The following is a 15,170-nucleotide window of genomic DNA, read 5'->3' as shown; positions in this document are numbered from 1 at the left end:
GCGGTACGGACATTACCGCCGGCATGACGTCCAAGGCGTCGGAGGGCAATTAGGCCGGCGCGCGGAAGCTCATCAGGGTGCGGGTCTTGTAATCGTAGAATTTGCCGGTCTCGGTCCAGTCGGGCGCGCACAGCGGCACGATGTATTCTGCGACCTGCTCGGGCGTGTCGAGCGTCGCCGGATCCTCGCCGGGCATCAGGGTGGCGCGCATGCGGGTGCGCACCGGGCCCGGATTGAACAGATTGATGCGCAGCTTGGTGTTTGCGGTTTCCTGCGCCCAGGCACGCGCCAGCGTCTCCAGTGCGGCCTTGGAGGCCGCGTAGGGGCTGACATAAGCGGTGGCCTTGTTGGCGGCACCCGAGGTGATGAAGACGGCGCGGCCGGCATCGGATTGCCTGAGCAGCGGTTCCATGCAGCGGATCAGCTGGAAGTTCGCGGAGACGTTCACCGCCATCACGTCGTTGAAGGTCTTCAGCTCGATATGGCCGATCGGCGAGGAGGGGCCGAGCACGCCGGCATTGCCGACGAGGATGTCGAGCTTGCCGTAGCGCTCGTGCAGGCCGGCGCCGAGACGCGCGATGCCGTCGGAATCGGTGAGGTTGAGCGGCACCAGGGTGGCGCTGCCGCCGTCTTTGCGGATCTCGTCGTCGAGCTCTTCCAGCCCTCCTTGCGTGCGTGCGGTGGCCACAATATGCGCGCCGGCTTTCGCCAGTGCGATTGCCGTGGCGAAACCGATGCCGCGCGAGGCGCCGGTGACGAGAGCGATACGGTCAGCGAGGGGCTTTGTCATGGCGGGGTTTTACAGCCGTGGACGGCCGGGACAAGCCCAGCCACGACGGAATTTGGCCCTCAAGCTTTAGCTACCGCCGCCCGATTGAATATTGTCGCTGTTGGTTCCGTTTCCCGAGCCGTCGGGGGTGACCTTCATGCCTTGTCTGAAGGCGAACACAACAAAGCCGACCAACACTACTCCGCAGAGAATGGCGATGGTCAGCTGCATCGTCGCGGCCTCGCGTCAGCTCGCCTCCGCCAGCAGCGACAATTGCCGCGGCTGCGGCTCGGTCTGGGTCTGGTCGGTGAGGTGGGTCGGATAGACGCCGGTGAAGCAGTGATCCGCAAACTTCGGATTGGCGGGGTCGCGGCCCGGCTCGCCCATGGCGCGGTACATGCCGTCGATCGACAGGAAAGCGAGCGAGTCGGCGCCGATGAGCTCGCGCATCTCCTCCAGCGTATGCGTCGCCGCCAGGAGGCCGCCGCGGTCGGGCAGGTCGATGCCGTAATAATCGGGATAGAGGATGGGGGGCGAAGCGAGGCGGAAGTGCACTTCCTTGGCACCGGCATCGCGCATCATGCGCACGATCTTTTTGGAGGTGGTGCCGCGCACCAGCGAGTCGTCGATCAGGATGATGCGCTTGCCTTCGATCGCGGCGCGGTTGGCCGAGTGCTTCATGCGCACGCCGGATTCGCGGATCGCCTGCGTCGGCTGAATGAAGGTGCGGCCGACATAATGGTTACGGATGATGCCGAGCTCGAACGGCACGCCGGAATACTGGCTGTAGCCGACCGCGGCCGGCACGCCGGAATCCGGCACCGGCACCACGACGTCGACCGGAACGTGGCTCTCGCGCGCGAGCTGCGCGCCGAAATTCTTGCGCACCTCGTAGACCGAGCGGCCGTGCACGATGGAATCCGGCCGCGAGAAGTAGATGTATTCGAAGATGCAGGGGCGCGGCGCCATCGGCGGGAACGGCTTGTGGATGTCCTGGCCGTTCTCGTCGAACACGATGACTTCGCCGGGCTCGATGTCGCGCACGAAGCGCGCGCCGATGATGTCGAGCGCACAGGTCTCGGAAGTCAGGATCGGGCAGCCGTCGAGCTCGCCGAGCACCAGCGGGCGGATGCCGCGCGGATCGCGGGCGCCGACCAGCTTCTTGTTGGTCAGCGAGACCAGCGCATAGGCGCCCTCGATCTCGCGCAGCGCGTCGATGTAGCGCTCGATGAAGCGGACGCGCTTGGAGCGCGCCACCAGGTGCAGGATCACCTCGGTGTCGGAGGTCGATTGCATCATCGCGCCGTTCTTGACGAGCTCGCGGCGCAACGTCAGGCCGTTGGAGAGGTTGCCGTTGTGAGCGACCGCGAGACCGCCGGCATTGAGCTCGGCGAACAGCGGCTGCACGTTGCGCAGGATGGTCGCGCCGGTCGTGGCGTAGCGGACATGGCCGACCGCGACATTGCCGGGCAGGCGGTCGATCACCTCGCGGCGGGAGAAGGTGTCGCCGACGAGGCCGAGGCGGCGTTCGGAGTGGAAGCGGCTGCCGTCGTAGGAGACGATGCCGGCGGCCTCCTGGCCGCGGTGCTGGAGCGCGTGAAGGCCGAGCGCGGTGATGGCGGCCGCATCAGGGTGGCCGTAGATGCCGAAGACGCCGCATTCCTCGCGCAGCGTATCGCCTTCCAGATCGTCCTGAAGCTCAAGCGCCGCCGGGCCTGGACCGGCGTTTGGATCGAGATCAAGCAGGGCGTCCTGGTCAGGGTGTCGCATCTCGTTCTCGCCTCTCTTTTGGGGCCCTATCAACGCGCCGCAGGTTTCTCGATCAGCTTTTTCATGCCGTCACGAGCCGACTTACTGTACCCGTCGCCACTGCCCGAAGGCTGCTGCTCGGATTCAGCTTGATCATCATCTGGTTTGTTTTTCTTGAATCTCTTCAAGATGGTGTTCTCGGGGTCGTCAGGCAAGAGGGCCATCAGCCAATCGCCGGTTCCCTGCAGCACGACGCGGGACTTGGCCCCGCTGACCCAGTCGGGGCGCTGCTTGTCCGGCACCAGCCAGGTGAAGAACAGGAACGCGACCACGACGATCAAAAGCCCGCGAGCCAGCCCAAACAGGAAGCCGAGGGTCCGATCCAGCGCGCCGATCCGCGAATCCAGGATCATGTCGGAGATCCGGACCGTGATGACGGAGACCACGACCAGGGTGCCGATGAACACGCCGGCCACCACGACGACGCTCGCGACCGTGTCGTTGTTGAAATAGGTCTTGGCGGTCGGCAGCAGCTTCGAGAACGAATACAGCGTCACGATCGCCGCGGCACCCCAGGCCGCGATCGACAGGATTTCGCGCATGAAGCCGCGAACCATCGCGAGCAGGCCCGAGATCAGCATCACACCGAGCAGGATCAGGTCGAGGATGGTTACTGGCATCGGCTGGTCTGGTCCGCTCGTACTTCAAAGGTGCTCTAGCGAATCGGTGCTTGGCCGCTGCCCTAAAAGAAGGGCAGACGGCGTTCCCGGCAAGGCCGCAACCACGCAATCCCATGCTGCTTTTGTGACGGCTGTATAGCGGCGGAGGCCTCCGGCGTCACCTCCACCTAACCCTCTCCGCGGCGGAATCTGGCCGGTGTGGCATTTTTCTCTGGCTGTGCACCGGATTCGCCCCGGCGGGAGCCCCGCGCTGCGATCTCGGCCACCAATGTCGTCAGGCTGTTCACCGCATTCAGGGACAGTCCGGCATCGCCGCCCGCATCGCCCCGTGCCGATTCGGGCAGCACGGCGCGCTGGAAGCCGAGCTTTGCCGCTTCCTTGAGCCGGGCCGGGGTCTGCGCCACCGGGCGCACCACGCCCGACAGCGAGATTTCGCCGAAATAGACGGCATCGGTGGGTAACTGCGCATTAACCAGCGACGACACCAGGGCCGCGGCGGCGGCGAGGTCGGCCGCGGGCTCGTGGATGCGAAGGCCGCCGGCAACGTTCAGATAGACGTCGTGGCCGGACAGCTTGACCCCGCAATGGGCCTCCAGCACCGCCAGCACCATTGAGAGCCGGCTCGGATCCCAGCCGACCACGGCCCGGCGCGGGGTGCCGAGCGAGGTCGGGGCCACCAGTGCCTGCAATTCGACCAGCACGGGCCTCGTGCCCTCGATGCCGGCAAAGACCGCGGTGCCGGGCGTGCCGAGGTCGCGCTCGGACAGGAACAGCTCGGAGGGGTTGGTGACCTCGCGCAGGCCGAGGCCCGTCATCTCGAACACGCCGATCTCGTCGGTCGGTCCGAAGCGGTTCTTCACCGCGCGCAGGATGCGGAATTGCTGTGAGCCTTCGCCCTCGAACGACATCACCGCATCGACCATATGCTCGACCACGCGGGGGCCGGCGATCTGGCCGTCCTTGGTGACGTGGCCGACCAGGATGATGGCGGCCCCGGTCTTTTTGGCGAAGCGGATCAGCGCCTGCGCCGAGGCGCGCACCTGCGTCACCGTGCCAGGCGCCGATTCCACCGTGTCGGTCCACATGGTCTGGATCGAGTCGATCACGATCAGCCGGGGCACCGCGCCCTCCGACAGCGTCGAGACGATGTCCTCGACCGAGGTCTCGGCCGCGAGCTGCACCGGCGCGTCCGACAGCCCGAGCCGCTCGGCGCGCAGGCGCACCTGGGCGACCGCCTCTTCGCCGGAGATGTAGACGACGCGGTGGCCAGCGCGCGCGAGCAGGCTGGTCGCTTGCGTCAGCAGCGTCGACTTGCCGATTCCGGGATCGCCGCCGACCAGCAGCACCGAGCCGCGCACGAAGCCGCCGCCGGTGACGCGGTCGAGCTCGGTCATCCCCGAGGACAGGCGCGGCGCATCCGGGCTCTTTCCGGCGAGACTCTCCAGCGCGAAGGTTCTTCCCTTGCGCTTGGAGCGGATCGACACCGGCACGCTGCCGCTGGTGTCTTCTTCCGCCAGCGTATTCCACTCGCCGCAGGACTCGCACTTGCCCTGCCAGCGGTTATAGGCCGCGCCGCAGTTCTGGCAGACGAAGGACAGTGTGGATTTGGCCATGGGGAGCGCGAGTCGCGGGTTTCAGATGTGCTGATAGCACGGATTGGCAGGCCGATCGCCGGCGCTTCGAATATCTCAATTCGGCACGGGAGATATACCTTTCGTTAGCCCTGCGCCGCTGTGCCCGGTGCGATTTTGCCAATTCTTAGCGGACGTGGGTCCAATCTCGGAACCAATGGGGGCGGCGAAATTGACGAGATTCCTGCGAATATTGCTCGCGGCGGGCATGGCCTGCGGCGTCTTCGGGTCCGTTGGCGGTAGCATCGCCAAGCCCCTCAACATCGTCTTCGTCAATCCCGGCAAGTCCGGCGAGGTCTATTGGGACATGGTCGCGCAGACCATGCAGGCCGCCGGCCGCAAGCTCGATGCCCATGTCGAGGTGCTGACCAGCGAGCGGAACCACCGCACCATGCAGGAGCTCGGCTTCGGCGTGGTGGCCCGTCCCGACAAGCCCGACTTCCTCATCCTGTCGAACGAGGAATCCGCCGCCGTTCCCATCCTGGAGGCGGCCGAAGCCGCGGGCGTCAAGACGCTGCTGCTTTCGAACACGCTGATCGGCGAGGACGCGGTGCGCCTTGGACCGCCCAGGCAAAAGCTCAAGACCTGGCTCGGCGACATCACGACCGATCTTCAGACCGCGGGCGCGCGGATGGCCAATGCGCTGATCACGGCGGCGCGTGCCGAGAAATGGCAGAGCGCGGACGGCAAGATCCACATTCTCGGCATCGGTGGCGACGAGACCACGCCCGCCTCGATCGCCCGCAACGCCGGCCTCACGCTCGCGGTGGATGCTGCGTCCGACGTCGTGGTGGACCGCATGCTGTTCGCCAACTGGACGAAGTCCGAGGCCGAGCGGGTCACGGCAAATTACCTGAGCTGGGCCGCGCGCAAGCAGATCCGGCCCGCCGGGATCTGGGCCGGAAACGATCCGATGGCGCTCGGCGCGCTGCGCGCGACGATCGCCGCCGGCCTCGTGCCCGGCGAGAACATCCAGGTGGTCGGCCTCAACTGGTCGGAGGATGCGCTGCGCGAGATCAAGGCGGGCCGCATGCTCCTGACCGATGGCGGGCATTTCCTGCTCGGCGGCTGGTCCGTCATTCTCCTGCGCGATTATGCCGATGGCTGCGATTTTGCAGCCGTCTCGCCCCGCGTCGAGGTCAAGACGTCAGCGATCACGCGCGACAATCTCGCTTCGGTCGGCGACCTCATCAAGACCCGTGCGTTCGACCGGATCGACTTCGCGCGGTTCCGGGCGAAGGCCGGGCGCTGCGGTCAATATGACTTTTCCCTCGATGCGCTCATCTCGTCGCTGCCGGTCGCCGAAGGCGTTGCCGACTGATGCGCAAGGATGAGGCGATGACCGAGCCGGATCGCAACGAGCAGGCAGCGCCGCCGCGCTTGCGCTCGGTCGTCCACGCGATGATCTGGGCCACCGTGCCCGTTCTGCTGCTGGTGCAATTGCTCGCCTCCGCCGGCGTCGAGGCATCGAGCTTCTGGTCGCAGCTCAGGCAACTCGACGCCCGCATGGCCCGCGTCGCCGAGAGCCGGGCCGAGCTGATCGCCGAGCCGCTCTGGAAGATGCGCTACGACCAGGTCACGGGCGTGCTCAACGAGATCATGCACGACGAGACCATTGCGGCGGCGGCCGTCTATGACGATACCGGCGCTGCGATCGCCCGCGTGGTCGCACGCCCCCAAGGCCAGTCGGTCGCCGAAGTCTCGCACCCGATCCACTACAGCAACGGCAACATGGCCGTTCAGGCCGGCCGCATCGCCATCGCCTATTCGCGTGTGACCCTGTACGCGGATGCGGGCAGCCGCCTGATGCTGCTGCTCGTCGTCGGGCTGCTGGCAACGTTCGCGACCCTGATCGCCATGCGCATCTCCGCCAACATCTTCATCGGCCGGCCGCTCGCGGCCATGATGTCGGCGATCCAGCGCAGCAAGCAGGACGGCCGGGCCTATCCGGCCGATGTCACGTCCTCGAACGAATTCGGGCAGCTCGCGCGCGCTTTCAACGCCATGCAGCACACGACGTCGGGCGCGCTGGACCGGCTCGGGCACATGGCGACGCACGATCCGCTCACCGGGCTGCCGAACCGGCGCTCCCTGACCGAGCGCCTCGCCGTGACGAGCCAGAATGGAGGCGCGCCGGATACGCTGGTCGCGTTCTGCTTCATCGATCTCGACGACTTCAAGGGCATCAACGACACCTTCGGTCACGAGGCCGGCGATGCGTTCCTGGTCCAGATTTCGCAGCGCCTTCGTCGCGCGGTCGAAGCCGAGGATTGGGTCGCCCGGCTCGGCGGCGACGAGTTCGTCGTCATTCGCCCCGAGGTGAGCGACGAACAGGCCGCGCACGCATTCGCTCAACGCGTGCTCGATGCCATTTCCGAGCCGATCCGCCTCCACGACAAGCAGGTGGTGCCGCGCGCCAGCATCGGCCTTGCCGTGCGCCACGCCGACGATCCGGAGCTGTCGCATCTGCCGACGCTCGCCGACATCGCGCTCTATCACGCCAAGAGCAAGGCGCCCGGCACGGTCGCCGTGCTGGACGAAGCGCTTCAGCGCGACTATCGCCGCCGCAGGGATCTCGAGCTCGCAATTCCCACCGGCTTCGCCGAGGGCCAGTTCGAGGTCTGGTACCAGAGCCAGGTCGATCTCGACAGCCATGAGGTCGTCGGTCTGGAAGCGCTGATCCGCTGGCGCCATCCCGAGCACGGCGTGATCGGCCCCGGCGAATTCCTGCCGCTGATCGAGCGCAGCGGGAACAATGCGCGGCTGACCCGCTACGTGCTGACCGATGCCTGCCGGGCCTTGCAGCAATTGGCCGCTGCGGGCAGGCCGCAGCTGCGGATCGCGATCAATCTGCCGCCGTCCGAGCTTGCCGACCACTCGCTCGCCGCCGAGCTGCGCGCGACCTGTGCGCGCTTCGGTGTCGCGGCATCGATGCTCGAGCTCGAGATCACGGAAGGGTCGCTGATCAACAACATCGCCAGCGCCTCCGAAACGCTGCATCGCCTGCGGCGCCTGGGAGCCACGATCGCGCTCGACGATTTCGGCACGGGCTACTCTTCGCTCGCCCATCTGCGCCGGTTTCCGCTCGACAAGGTGAAGATCGACAAGGCGTTCATCAGCGAGATTCCCGACAGCGCCGAGGACAAGGCCATTGTCGGCGTCATCGCCTCGCTCGCCGCCACGCTGGGACTGACATTGGTCGCCGAAGGCATCGAGCGCGCCGAGCAGGCGGAGGCCATGCGCGAGATGGGCGTGCGGCTCGGGCAGGGGTTTCTCTATCAGCGGCCGCAGCCACTCGAGGCCGTGCTGCAATGGCTCGACGGGCAGCCGGCCGTGGCGAGCCGCGTCGTCTCTGACAGCCCATCGATCACCTCCGAATTCGCCGTCTGAGTTGCGGCTGGGTCACGGCTGCGTTGCGGTCCAGAGCATCGAGAGCCCCGCTGCGATCATGATCGCGTCCATCAGCAGGCGGAAGGTTTCCGGCCTCAGATGCAGCACGAAGCGTTTGGCGATGAAGGCGCCCGACATCAGTGAGGCGCCCGCGATCAGACCCTTGATGAAGACCTGCCCGGTCAGGGCGCCGAAACGCTCGAAAGTCACCGACTTCGCGAAATAGAGCCCCAGCGAGGAGGCCGCTTCGGTGGCGAGGAACGCGCCCTTGGACAGGCCATAGAACAGGAACAACGGCACGCTGAGCGGCCCGGTCGAGACCACGATGCCAGTGAAATAGCCGATCAGCGCGCCGCCGATGGCGAGATGCCAGAGATTGGCCTTGAGCTCGTGCCGCGCCAGAAAGTGCCGCACCGGCACCATCGCGATCAGGAAGAGGCCGATGGTGAGATCGACGGCATGCGAGGGCAGTGCCAGCAGCGTCCGCGCGCCGAGCGCCGCCGCCGGGATGCCCGTGACCGAATAGGCCGCGCAGGCCCGCCAATCGACCTCGCGCCACCAGGCCAGGATCCGCGAAAAATTCGCCATGACGGAGGCCACCGCCATGATCGGCACGGCCTCCTTCGGCCCATAGGCATAGACCAGCACCGGCATCAGCATGATCGACGAGCCGGTGCCCACGATGCCGGAGATGGTGCCGGCGACGAGGCCGACGCTGAGGACGAAGAGAAAGGCCAAAACAGCCTCCAGGAATCGGGAGAGTTTAGCCGCGGGGCAGCGATGCGGGCGATCGGTCCTACGCGAGGGAGCCCATCGCTCTGCGCATGGGCATGCCGGTCTGGGCGCCGGCCTTGAGGCATTTCAAAGCCGCCGCTTCGCAACTCACTTCGAGCGCGCGTTGCAGCGACACGCCTTCGCTGATCATCGCCGCAAAGGCGCCGACGAAGGTGTCGCCGGCACCGGTCGTGTCCACCGGCGTGATGCGCTGGGCGGGCGCCCGCAGGCGGGTGCCTTCCGCCGTCACGGCGAGCGCGCCTTGTGCGCCGGCGGTGACAATGCAGGTGAGGTTGCCGGACTTCGCGAGTCCGGCGCTTGCGGCTTCGTAGTCGGCGGACGCCAGACCGATGGCGGTGGCGGCGTCGCGCGCCTCGTGCTCGTTGACGAGGAGATAGTCGGTGACGGCGAGAAGCTCCGTGACCATCTCACGCGTCATCTGCTCCGGAACGGGTGCAAGGTTCCAGATGACGGTGCCGGAGGCCGCGGCGGTTCTTCGGGCAGCTTCCAGCGCGTGCGCAAAGGGCACCTCCATCTGAAGCACTAGCACGGTGTCCAAATTGAACAGCTCCCTCGCAAGATCGCCGGCACGCGCCGTCATGTTGGCGCCGCTCGCCACCGTGATTGCGTTCTCGCCGGCCTGATCGACGGTGATGAAAGCGCAGCCGGTCGGCTCGTCGGCTCTGATGACGTGATCGGCGTCGACGCCGTTGGCTCTGAGGTTCTCGATCGCGCTGTCGCCAAATCCGTCCCGGCCGACGCGGCCAGCCATGCTCACGCGTCGAGGCCCGGCGATCCGCGCGGCGGCAACGGCCTGATTGGCACCCTTGCCGCCGAAATGCGTCCGGTAGGACGGCGCCAGCACCGTTCGGCCGGGACCTGGAATCACCGGAACCTGCGCGACCAGATCGATGTTGAGCGATCCGAACACCAGGATCATGGCGGAGAGCCCTCAGCCTTTCTCGTCCATGACGCGCAGCTTCTCGACGCGGCGGCGGAAATCCTCGTCGGTGGAGAATTCGGCGGACAGGTACGACGACACGAGATCGACAGCGAGCCAGGCGCCGACGATCTGCGCGCCGATGCACATGACGTTGACGTCGTCATGCTCGACGCTCTGATGCGCGGAGTGGACGTCGTGGCAGACCGCGGCGCGGATGCCCTTCATCTTGTTGGCGGCGATCGAGGCGCCAACGCCGGTGCCGCACACCATGATGCCGCGCGCGGCTTCGCCCGACGTCACCTTCGCCGCCACGGCGCGGGCGATGTCGGGGAAATCCACCGGCTTGTCGTCATAGGAGCCGACGTCGATGACCTCGTGGCCGAGCTTGCGGATGTGGTCGATGACGGTCTGTTTGAGCGGCCAGCCGGCGTGGTCGGATCCGATGACGAGACGCATTCTTTGTCCTTCTTGATCTTTGCATTGATCGTGACAGCCGCGCGCGGCTGTCACGATATCTTTCCCCGTAGTTCAGCTGCGCATGTCCGCCGGCAGATCGACGCCGTGGAATTTCTTGTAGATGGCGTTGAGCTTGCCGTTCTTGACGTTGTCGGTGATCCAGGCGTTGAGCTTGTCCATCAGCGGCTGCTCACCCTTCTTCAGGCCGATCGCGAGGTCGAAGGTCGCCAGCGGAATCCGGGACTCGAACACGCGCGAGGGATTCTTCACGCCGATCTGGTTGATGATTGTCGCGGACGAGCCGACGCAGTCGACCTGGCCCGACACCGCCGCCGTCACCATGGTGGCATCGTCGTCATAGCGCGCGATCTTGAGGTCCTTGTCCTTCATGTTGGACAAGGTTGTGTCCTGCGTGGTGCCGCGCGAGACGCCGATCGACTTGTCCTTCAGGTCCGGCCAGTCCTTCACGGTCGACGATTTCAGGCAGCCGACGTCGGATTGCAGCGTCGCATAGCGCTTGGTGAAGTCGATCACCTTGGCACGCTCGGCCGTCACCGACAGGGTCGAGATGATGATGTCGGCCTTGCCGGTCAGGACGTTCGGGATGCGGGTCGCACCGGTGGTCTGGATGAATTCCAGCTCGAGGCCCCAATCCTTGGCGAGCATCTGCGCCACTTCGACATCGGAGCCCGTCGGCTTCATGGTGGAATCCATCATGCCCGAGGGCGGGATGGCGAGGTCGGTCGATATGCGGATCTTCTTCGCCTTCATGATGTCGTCGAGCAGATCGGCCGACGCGGGCGTTGCCGCCATCATGATGAGGCCGCACAACGCGGCGGCAGTCCCCAGCACCATTCTGTTGGTCATCCCTTGGTTCTCCTCTCCCTGTTATGATTTTAGGTTCCCCGTCCCCACGAATTGCGTGAGTTCGGGCGTGGTCGGCGACGTCAGGATCGAGGCAGGTCCGGTCTCGTGGACCTTGCCGCGATGCATGAACACGATCCGGTCGGCGATGCCCTTGGCGAAGCCCATTTCGTGGGTAACCATCACCATGGTCATGCCGTCAGCCGCGAGCTGTTCGATCACCTTCAGCACTTCGCCGGTGAGTTCGGGATCGAGCGCGGAGGTGACCTCGTCGAACAGCATCACCTTCGGCTGCATGGCGAGCGAGCGGGCGATTGCGGCGCGCTGCTGCTGGCCGCCCGAGAGCTGCTCGGGATAGGCGTGCAGCTTTTCATCCAGCCCGACCTGCGCCAGAACTTTTCGTGCGAGATCCTTGGCCTGCGACGTCGCCATGCCCTTCACCGCGCAGGGCGCGAGCGTGATGTTCTGCTCGATGGTGAGGTGCGGAAACAGATTGTAGCTCTGGAACACGATGCCGACGTCCTGGCGTAGCGCACGCAAGTTCACGTCGGGACGGTCGACGCGATGCCCGCAGACCACGATCTGGCCGCCGTCGACCTTCTCGAAGCGGTCGATGCAGCGCAGCGCCGTGCTCTTGCCGGAGCCGGAGCGGCCGATCAGGGCGAGCACCTCGCCACGTGCAACGGCAAAGGAGACGCCGTCGAGCACGCGGAGCGCGCCAAAGCTCTTCTGCACGTTGTGGAGCGACACGATCGGTTCGGAGGAGGGGGCGTTTTGCTGCATGTCAGGTTGGCGCGAGGTTGGACCTGCCACGACCCATCTGCCGTTCCAGCCTCTGGCTGAACAGCGACAGGGGATAGCACATGGCGAAGTAGGTGACGGCGATGATGGCGTAAATGGCGAACGGTTCGAACAGCGAGTTGTTGACGATCTGGCCCGAGCGCATCAGCTCGACGAAGCCGACCACGGACGCGAGCGAGGTGTTCTTGATGATCTGCACCATGAAGCCGACGGTCGGCGGCGTCGCGATGCGGATCGCCTGCGGCAGGATCACCTTGACCATGCGCTGGGTGCGGCTCAGCGCCAGGCCTTCGGCGGCTTCCCATTGCGGCTTCGGCACAGACTGGATGCAGCCGCGCCAGATCTCGCCGAGATAGGCCGCGACGTAGAGCGTCAGCGAGGCACCGGCCGCGACCAGCGGCGAGACCTTCAGGCCGATCGCGGCAAGACCGAAATAGCCGAGGAACAGGATGACGAGCAGCGGCGTGCCCTGGATCAACTGGACATAGATCGCACTGGCGAGCCGCACCGATTTCAGCGGCGAGATGCGCGCCAGTGCGATCACGAAGCCGACGATGCCGCCGCCGATCAGCGCGATCAGCGACAGACCGATGGTCCACAGCGCGCCCTGGCCGAGGAACATCAGGTGATTGATGTTGAGATGTCCGCCCATGGTCATCTCACAACGGCGTGCCGAGCCGGCGCCGGCGCGGAAACAGGAGGAGGCCGAGGCCCCAGAAGCCGGCACGCATCACCAGCGACAGGATGACGTAGAGCACGGCGACGATGATGTAGGTCTCGAACGCGCGATAGGTGTCCGACTGGATGTAGTTGGCGACCGCGGTGAGCTCCTCGGCCGAGATCTGCGAGCAGACCGAGGAGGCCAGCATCAGGAGCACGAACTGGCTGGTGAGCGCAGGATAGACCTTCTCGACCGCCGGCAGCAGGATGATGTGCCAGTAGATCTGGAAGCGCGACAGCGCCAGCCCCTCGGCGGCCTCGATCTGCCCGCGCGGGATCGCCTCGAAGCCGGCCCGCATGATCTCAGCGGTGTAGGCGCCGACATTGATGGTCAGCGCCGCCACCGCCACCGTGAAGGCGGAGTATTTCAGGCCGAGGCTGGCGAGGCCGAAATAGACCAGGAAGATCTGCACCAGCAGCGGGGTGTTGCGGATGGTCTCGACATAGACTTTGCAGGCACCTGCAATCAGCGAATTGTGTGTGCCGCGTCCGACCGCCGCGAGCGTGCCGAGCAAAGCGCCTAGCACGGTCGCGAAGAATGCCAACTCAAGCGTGAGGACGGCGCCGGCCAGAAAGCTCGGCCAACGCTCCAGCACTGCGGGAAAGTCGAGTTGGAGGCTCATCGTTCCAGGGTCAGCCGGTGGTCTGGTTGGTCATGCGGTCATAGACGCGGAACAGCGCTTGGTTGCCGTTGCTGCCTTCGCCATGGGCGCGCGCGTCGACATATTGGCTGGTGACGAGCGCGGTGCCAGGCAGGGGCACGTTCAGGGCCTGTGCGTGCTCCTGCACCAGGCGAAGGTCTTTGAGCTGCAGATCGATCCGGAAGCCCGCGGAAACGTCGCCGGCGATCATCGCGGGGCCGAGCTTGTCCAGCATCCAGGAAGCGGCGGAGCCGCCGAGCAGCACCCGGCGGAGCAGGTTGAGATCGAGGCCCGAAGCGCGGCCGAGCGCGAGCGCCTCGCAGATCGCCTGGATGTTGATGCCGCAGATCAGCTGATTGCAGAGCTTGACGGTCTGGCCGGCGCCGGATGCGCCGACATGGGTGATGGTCGTGCCCATCGCGCGGAAGAACGGCTCGGCCTTGGCGAACGTGTCCGCATCGCCGCCGGCCATGATCGAGAGCGCGGCGTTCCTGGCGCCCACCGGCCCGCCGGAGACCGGCGCGTCGATGAAGCCGACGCCTGTCTTCTGCAGGTCCGAATGGATGCGGCGGACGGCGACCGGCGAGATCGTGCTCATGTCGACGATCAGCTTGCCCGGCGGCGGGGAATTCAGCAGGCCCTGCTCGCCGTAGATCGTCGCCTCGACGTGCGGCGTGTCGGGCAGCATGGTGATGACGATATCGGTGCCTTGCGCGGCATCGGCAGGGCTTTTGGCACGCGTCGCGCCTTCCTTGACGCTGTCGGCCAGCGCGGCTTCGTTCAGATCGAAGACGCGGACCGCGTGGCCCGCCGCCTGCAGGTTGCGCACCATCTCCCGCCCCATCGTGCCGATGCCGATGAAGCCGACCTTGCCCTTGTCGTTCCGTCCCATGTCGTCAGTCCGTTTCTTGTTTAATTGGCGTCTTGATTGAAGGGCTGTGCGCGATCAGCCCGAGGCACTGGTCTTGTCGATGTCGCCGACGACGGCGCGTCTGCGGTATTCGTCGCCGATGGCGAAATGCTTGCGCAGCGTCGCATCCGCGCGCTCGGGATCGCGCGCAATGAGGGCTTCGAAGATGCGGCGGTGATCGTCGACAAGGTAGGTCTTCATCGACGGGAAGGCCTGCACCAGCTCGCGGCGGCTGCGATGCGAATGTGTCAACAGGCCCGCCATGGAGGCGTGCAGCACGCTCAGCGTCTCCGAATGTGAGGCGACGACGATCGCGCGGTGGAAGTCGAAATCCGCCATGCCGCCGGCATCGGCTTCGTCGATGGTCTCGCCGATCTTCGTCAGCGCGCGCTGCAGCCGTTCGAAATCGGCGATGTTGGCGCGCTCGCAGGCGAGCCGGATCGCCTGGCATTCGATCGCGACACGCGCCTGCATGACGTCCTCGAGCATGTCGGCCTGCTGGGCGAGGGCGAAGGTGAAGAAGTCGTTCAGCACCGAGACATCTGGCCGCGTCACGACGGTGCCGATGCGGTCGCGGATCTCGACGATCCCGAGGACGGTGAGGGCGCGCAGCGCCTCCCGGACGATTGGCCGGCTGACGCCGAGCAGGGTGGCGAGCTCGCGCTCCGAAATCAGGCGGTCGCCCGGCCTGAGCGAGCCGGTAAGCAGGCGCTCGCGCAGGAAGGCAAACACCTTCTCGAACCCCTTTTCGCCGTCGGCGGCTCGCTTGAACTCCATCCCCGTCTCTTGGTCTGATCGTGGTCAGACCAGTATGCTTACCAGGCCGCGGAGGTCAAGAGGCT

General features: G+C 66.0%; 15 protein-coding genes and 1 pseudogene. 2 read left to right on the top strand and 14 right to left on the bottom strand.

All coding sequences use genetic code 11. From position 1 onward, the window contains the following. Positions 1-49: 49 nt before the first annotated feature. From I6F37_RS08925 to radA, 5 genes are all read right to left on the bottom strand, one after another. Positions 50-790 carry an SDR family NAD(P)-dependent oxidoreductase gene (locus I6F37_RS08925; protein WP_225150969.1) on the bottom strand — a complete coding sequence of 247 codons (741 nt, stop codon included), beginning with the start codon at positions 788-790 and terminating at the stop codon, positions 50-52. 66 nt (positions 791-856) lie between these two features. Continuing rightward, positions 857-1,000 (bottom strand): hypothetical protein, encoded by a 144-nt coding sequence (locus I6F37_RS08920; RefSeq protein WP_225124189.1) that lies wholly within the window; start codon positions 998-1,000, stop codon positions 857-859. Positions 1,001-1,015: 15 nt separating this feature from the next. Further along, the gene (gene purF / locus I6F37_RS08915; RefSeq protein ID WP_036000798.1) at positions 1,016-2,539 is read right to left on the bottom strand and encodes an amidophosphoribosyltransferase; all 1,524 of its coding nucleotides are present in this window, start codon (positions 2,537-2,539) and stop codon (positions 1,016-1,018) included. A gap of 29 nt (positions 2,540-2,568) precedes the next feature. Next, a complete protein-coding gene (locus tag I6F37_RS08910; RefSeq protein WP_036000794.1) occupies positions 2,569-3,198 on the bottom strand; it encodes a CvpA family protein in 630 nt (209 codons plus the stop codon). 167 nt (positions 3,199-3,365) lie between these two features. Next, positions 3,366-4,811, bottom strand: a complete 1,446-nt coding sequence (radA, locus tag I6F37_RS08905) for a DNA repair protein RadA (RefSeq protein ID WP_036022683.1) — start codon at positions 4,809-4,811, stop codon at positions 3,366-3,368. Positions 4,812-5,037: 226 nt separating this feature from the next. Here radA and I6F37_RS08900 point away from each other — a divergent pair, with 226 nt between their 5' ends. Both I6F37_RS08900 and I6F37_RS08895 read left to right on the top strand, forming a co-directional pair. After that, positions 5,038-6,150 carry an ABC transporter substrate-binding protein gene (locus I6F37_RS08900; protein ID WP_036000788.1) on the top strand — a complete coding sequence of 371 codons (1,113 nt, stop codon included), beginning with the start codon at positions 5,038-5,040 and terminating at the stop codon, positions 6,148-6,150. Continuing rightward, entirely contained in the window at positions 6,150-8,219 is a 2,070-nt protein-coding gene (locus I6F37_RS08895) for a bifunctional diguanylate cyclase/phosphodiesterase (protein WP_036000786.1), read from the top strand. Before I6F37_RS08900 ends, I6F37_RS08895 begins: the two co-directional genes overlap by 1 nt. A 12-nt stretch (positions 8,220-8,231) precedes the next feature. Here I6F37_RS08895 and I6F37_RS08890 read toward each other — a convergent pair whose 3' ends face one another. The 9 genes and pseudogenes from I6F37_RS08890 to I6F37_RS08850 form a co-directional block, all read right to left on the bottom strand. Continuing rightward, positions 8,232-8,957, bottom strand: coding sequence for a sulfite exporter TauE/SafE family protein (locus I6F37_RS08890; RefSeq protein ID WP_036000781.1), 726 nt, complete (start codon positions 8,955-8,957; stop codon positions 8,232-8,234). Positions 8,958-9,015: 58 nt separating this feature from the next. After that, positions 9,016-9,933 carry a ribokinase gene (locus I6F37_RS08885; protein WP_036000778.1) on the bottom strand — a complete coding sequence of 306 codons (918 nt, stop codon included), beginning with the start codon at positions 9,931-9,933 and terminating at the stop codon, positions 9,016-9,018. A gap of 12 nt (positions 9,934-9,945) precedes the next feature. Then, positions 9,946-10,392, bottom strand: a complete 447-nt coding sequence (gene rpiB, locus I6F37_RS08880) for a ribose 5-phosphate isomerase B (RefSeq protein ID WP_036000775.1) — start codon at positions 10,390-10,392, stop codon at positions 9,946-9,948. A gap of 72 nt (positions 10,393-10,464) precedes the next feature. After that, positions 10,465-11,259 (bottom strand): transporter substrate-binding domain-containing protein, encoded by a 795-nt coding sequence (locus I6F37_RS08875; RefSeq protein ID WP_036000770.1) that lies wholly within the window; start codon positions 11,257-11,259, stop codon positions 10,465-10,467. A 21-nt stretch (positions 11,260-11,280) separates the two neighbouring features. After that, on the bottom strand, positions 11,281-12,039 hold the full coding sequence (locus I6F37_RS08870) for an amino acid ABC transporter ATP-binding protein (RefSeq protein WP_036000768.1): 759 nt from the start codon (positions 12,037-12,039) through the stop codon (positions 11,281-11,283). Position 12,040: 1 nt separating this feature from the next. Beyond that, a complete protein-coding gene (locus tag I6F37_RS08865) occupies positions 12,041-12,709 on the bottom strand; it encodes an amino acid ABC transporter permease (protein ID WP_036000865.1) in 669 nt (222 codons plus the stop codon). 7 nt (positions 12,710-12,716) lie between these two features. Next, complete coding sequence (locus I6F37_RS08860; RefSeq protein ID WP_036000766.1) at positions 12,717-13,400, bottom strand: amino acid ABC transporter permease; 684 nt, start codon at positions 13,398-13,400, stop codon at positions 12,717-12,719. A 10-nt stretch (positions 13,401-13,410) separates the two neighbouring features. Further along, positions 13,411-14,313: pseudogene (locus tag I6F37_RS08855) on the bottom strand (NAD(P)-dependent oxidoreductase); the annotation flags it as partial. A gap of 51 nt (positions 14,314-14,364) precedes the next feature. Next, on the bottom strand, positions 14,365-15,105 hold the full coding sequence (locus I6F37_RS08850) for a FadR/GntR family transcriptional regulator (RefSeq protein WP_036000760.1): 741 nt from the start codon (positions 15,103-15,105) through the stop codon (positions 14,365-14,367). Between the last annotated feature and the right edge of the window lie 65 nt (positions 15,106-15,170).

Source organism: Bradyrhizobium sp. NBAIM08 (genome assembly GCF_020193935.1).
GTDB lineage: Bacteria > Pseudomonadota > Alphaproteobacteria > Rhizobiales > Xanthobacteraceae > Bradyrhizobium > Bradyrhizobium yuanmingense.
Note: the sequence above shows the minus strand (reverse complement) of the source record. Positions and strands in the feature narration are given on the sequence as shown.

Coding starts and splice junctions, on each gene's coding strand:
- I6F37_RS08925 (WP_225150969.1), bottom strand. CDS start 790: ATGACAAAGCCCCTCGCTGACCGTATCGCTCTCGTCACCGGCGCCTCG.
- I6F37_RS08920 (WP_225124189.1), bottom strand. CDS start 1,000: ATGCAGCTGACCATCGCCATTCTCTGCGGAGTAGTGTTGGTCGGCTTT.
- purF (WP_036000798.1), bottom strand. CDS start 2,539: ATGCGACACCCTGACCAGGACGCCCTGCTTGATCTCGATCCAAACGCC.
- I6F37_RS08910 (WP_036000794.1), bottom strand. CDS start 3,198: ATGCCAGTAACCATCCTCGACCTGATCCTGCTCGGTGTGATGCTGATC.
- radA (WP_036022683.1), bottom strand. CDS start 4,811: ATGGCCAAATCCACACTGTCCTTCGTCTGCCAGAACTGCGGCGCGGCC.
- I6F37_RS08900 (WP_036000788.1), top strand. CDS start 5,038: ATGGCCTGCGGCGTCTTCGGGTCCGTTGGCGGTAGCATCGCCAAGCCC.
- I6F37_RS08895 (WP_036000786.1), top strand. CDS start 6,150: ATGCGCAAGGATGAGGCGATGACCGAGCCGGATCGCAACGAGCAGGCA.
- I6F37_RS08885 (WP_036000778.1), bottom strand. CDS start 9,933: ATGATCCTGGTGTTCGGATCGCTCAACATCGATCTGGTCGCGCAGGTT.
- rpiB (WP_036000775.1), bottom strand. CDS start 10,392: ATGCGTCTCGTCATCGGATCCGACCACGCCGGCTGGCCGCTCAAACAG.
- I6F37_RS08875 (WP_036000770.1), bottom strand. CDS start 11,259: ATGACCAACAGAATGGTGCTGGGGACTGCCGCCGCGTTGTGCGGCCTC.
- I6F37_RS08870 (WP_036000768.1), bottom strand. CDS start 12,039: ATGCAGCAAAACGCCCCCTCCTCCGAACCGATCGTGTCGCTCCACAAC.
- I6F37_RS08865 (WP_036000865.1), bottom strand. CDS start 12,709: ATGGGCGGACATCTCAACATCAATCACCTGATGTTCCTCGGCCAGGGC.
- I6F37_RS08860 (WP_036000766.1), bottom strand. CDS start 13,400: ATGAGCCTCCAACTCGACTTTCCCGCAGTGCTGGAGCGTTGGCCGAGC.
- I6F37_RS08850 (WP_036000760.1), bottom strand. CDS start 15,105: ATGGAGTTCAAGCGAGCCGCCGACGGCGAAAAGGGGTTCGAGAAGGTG.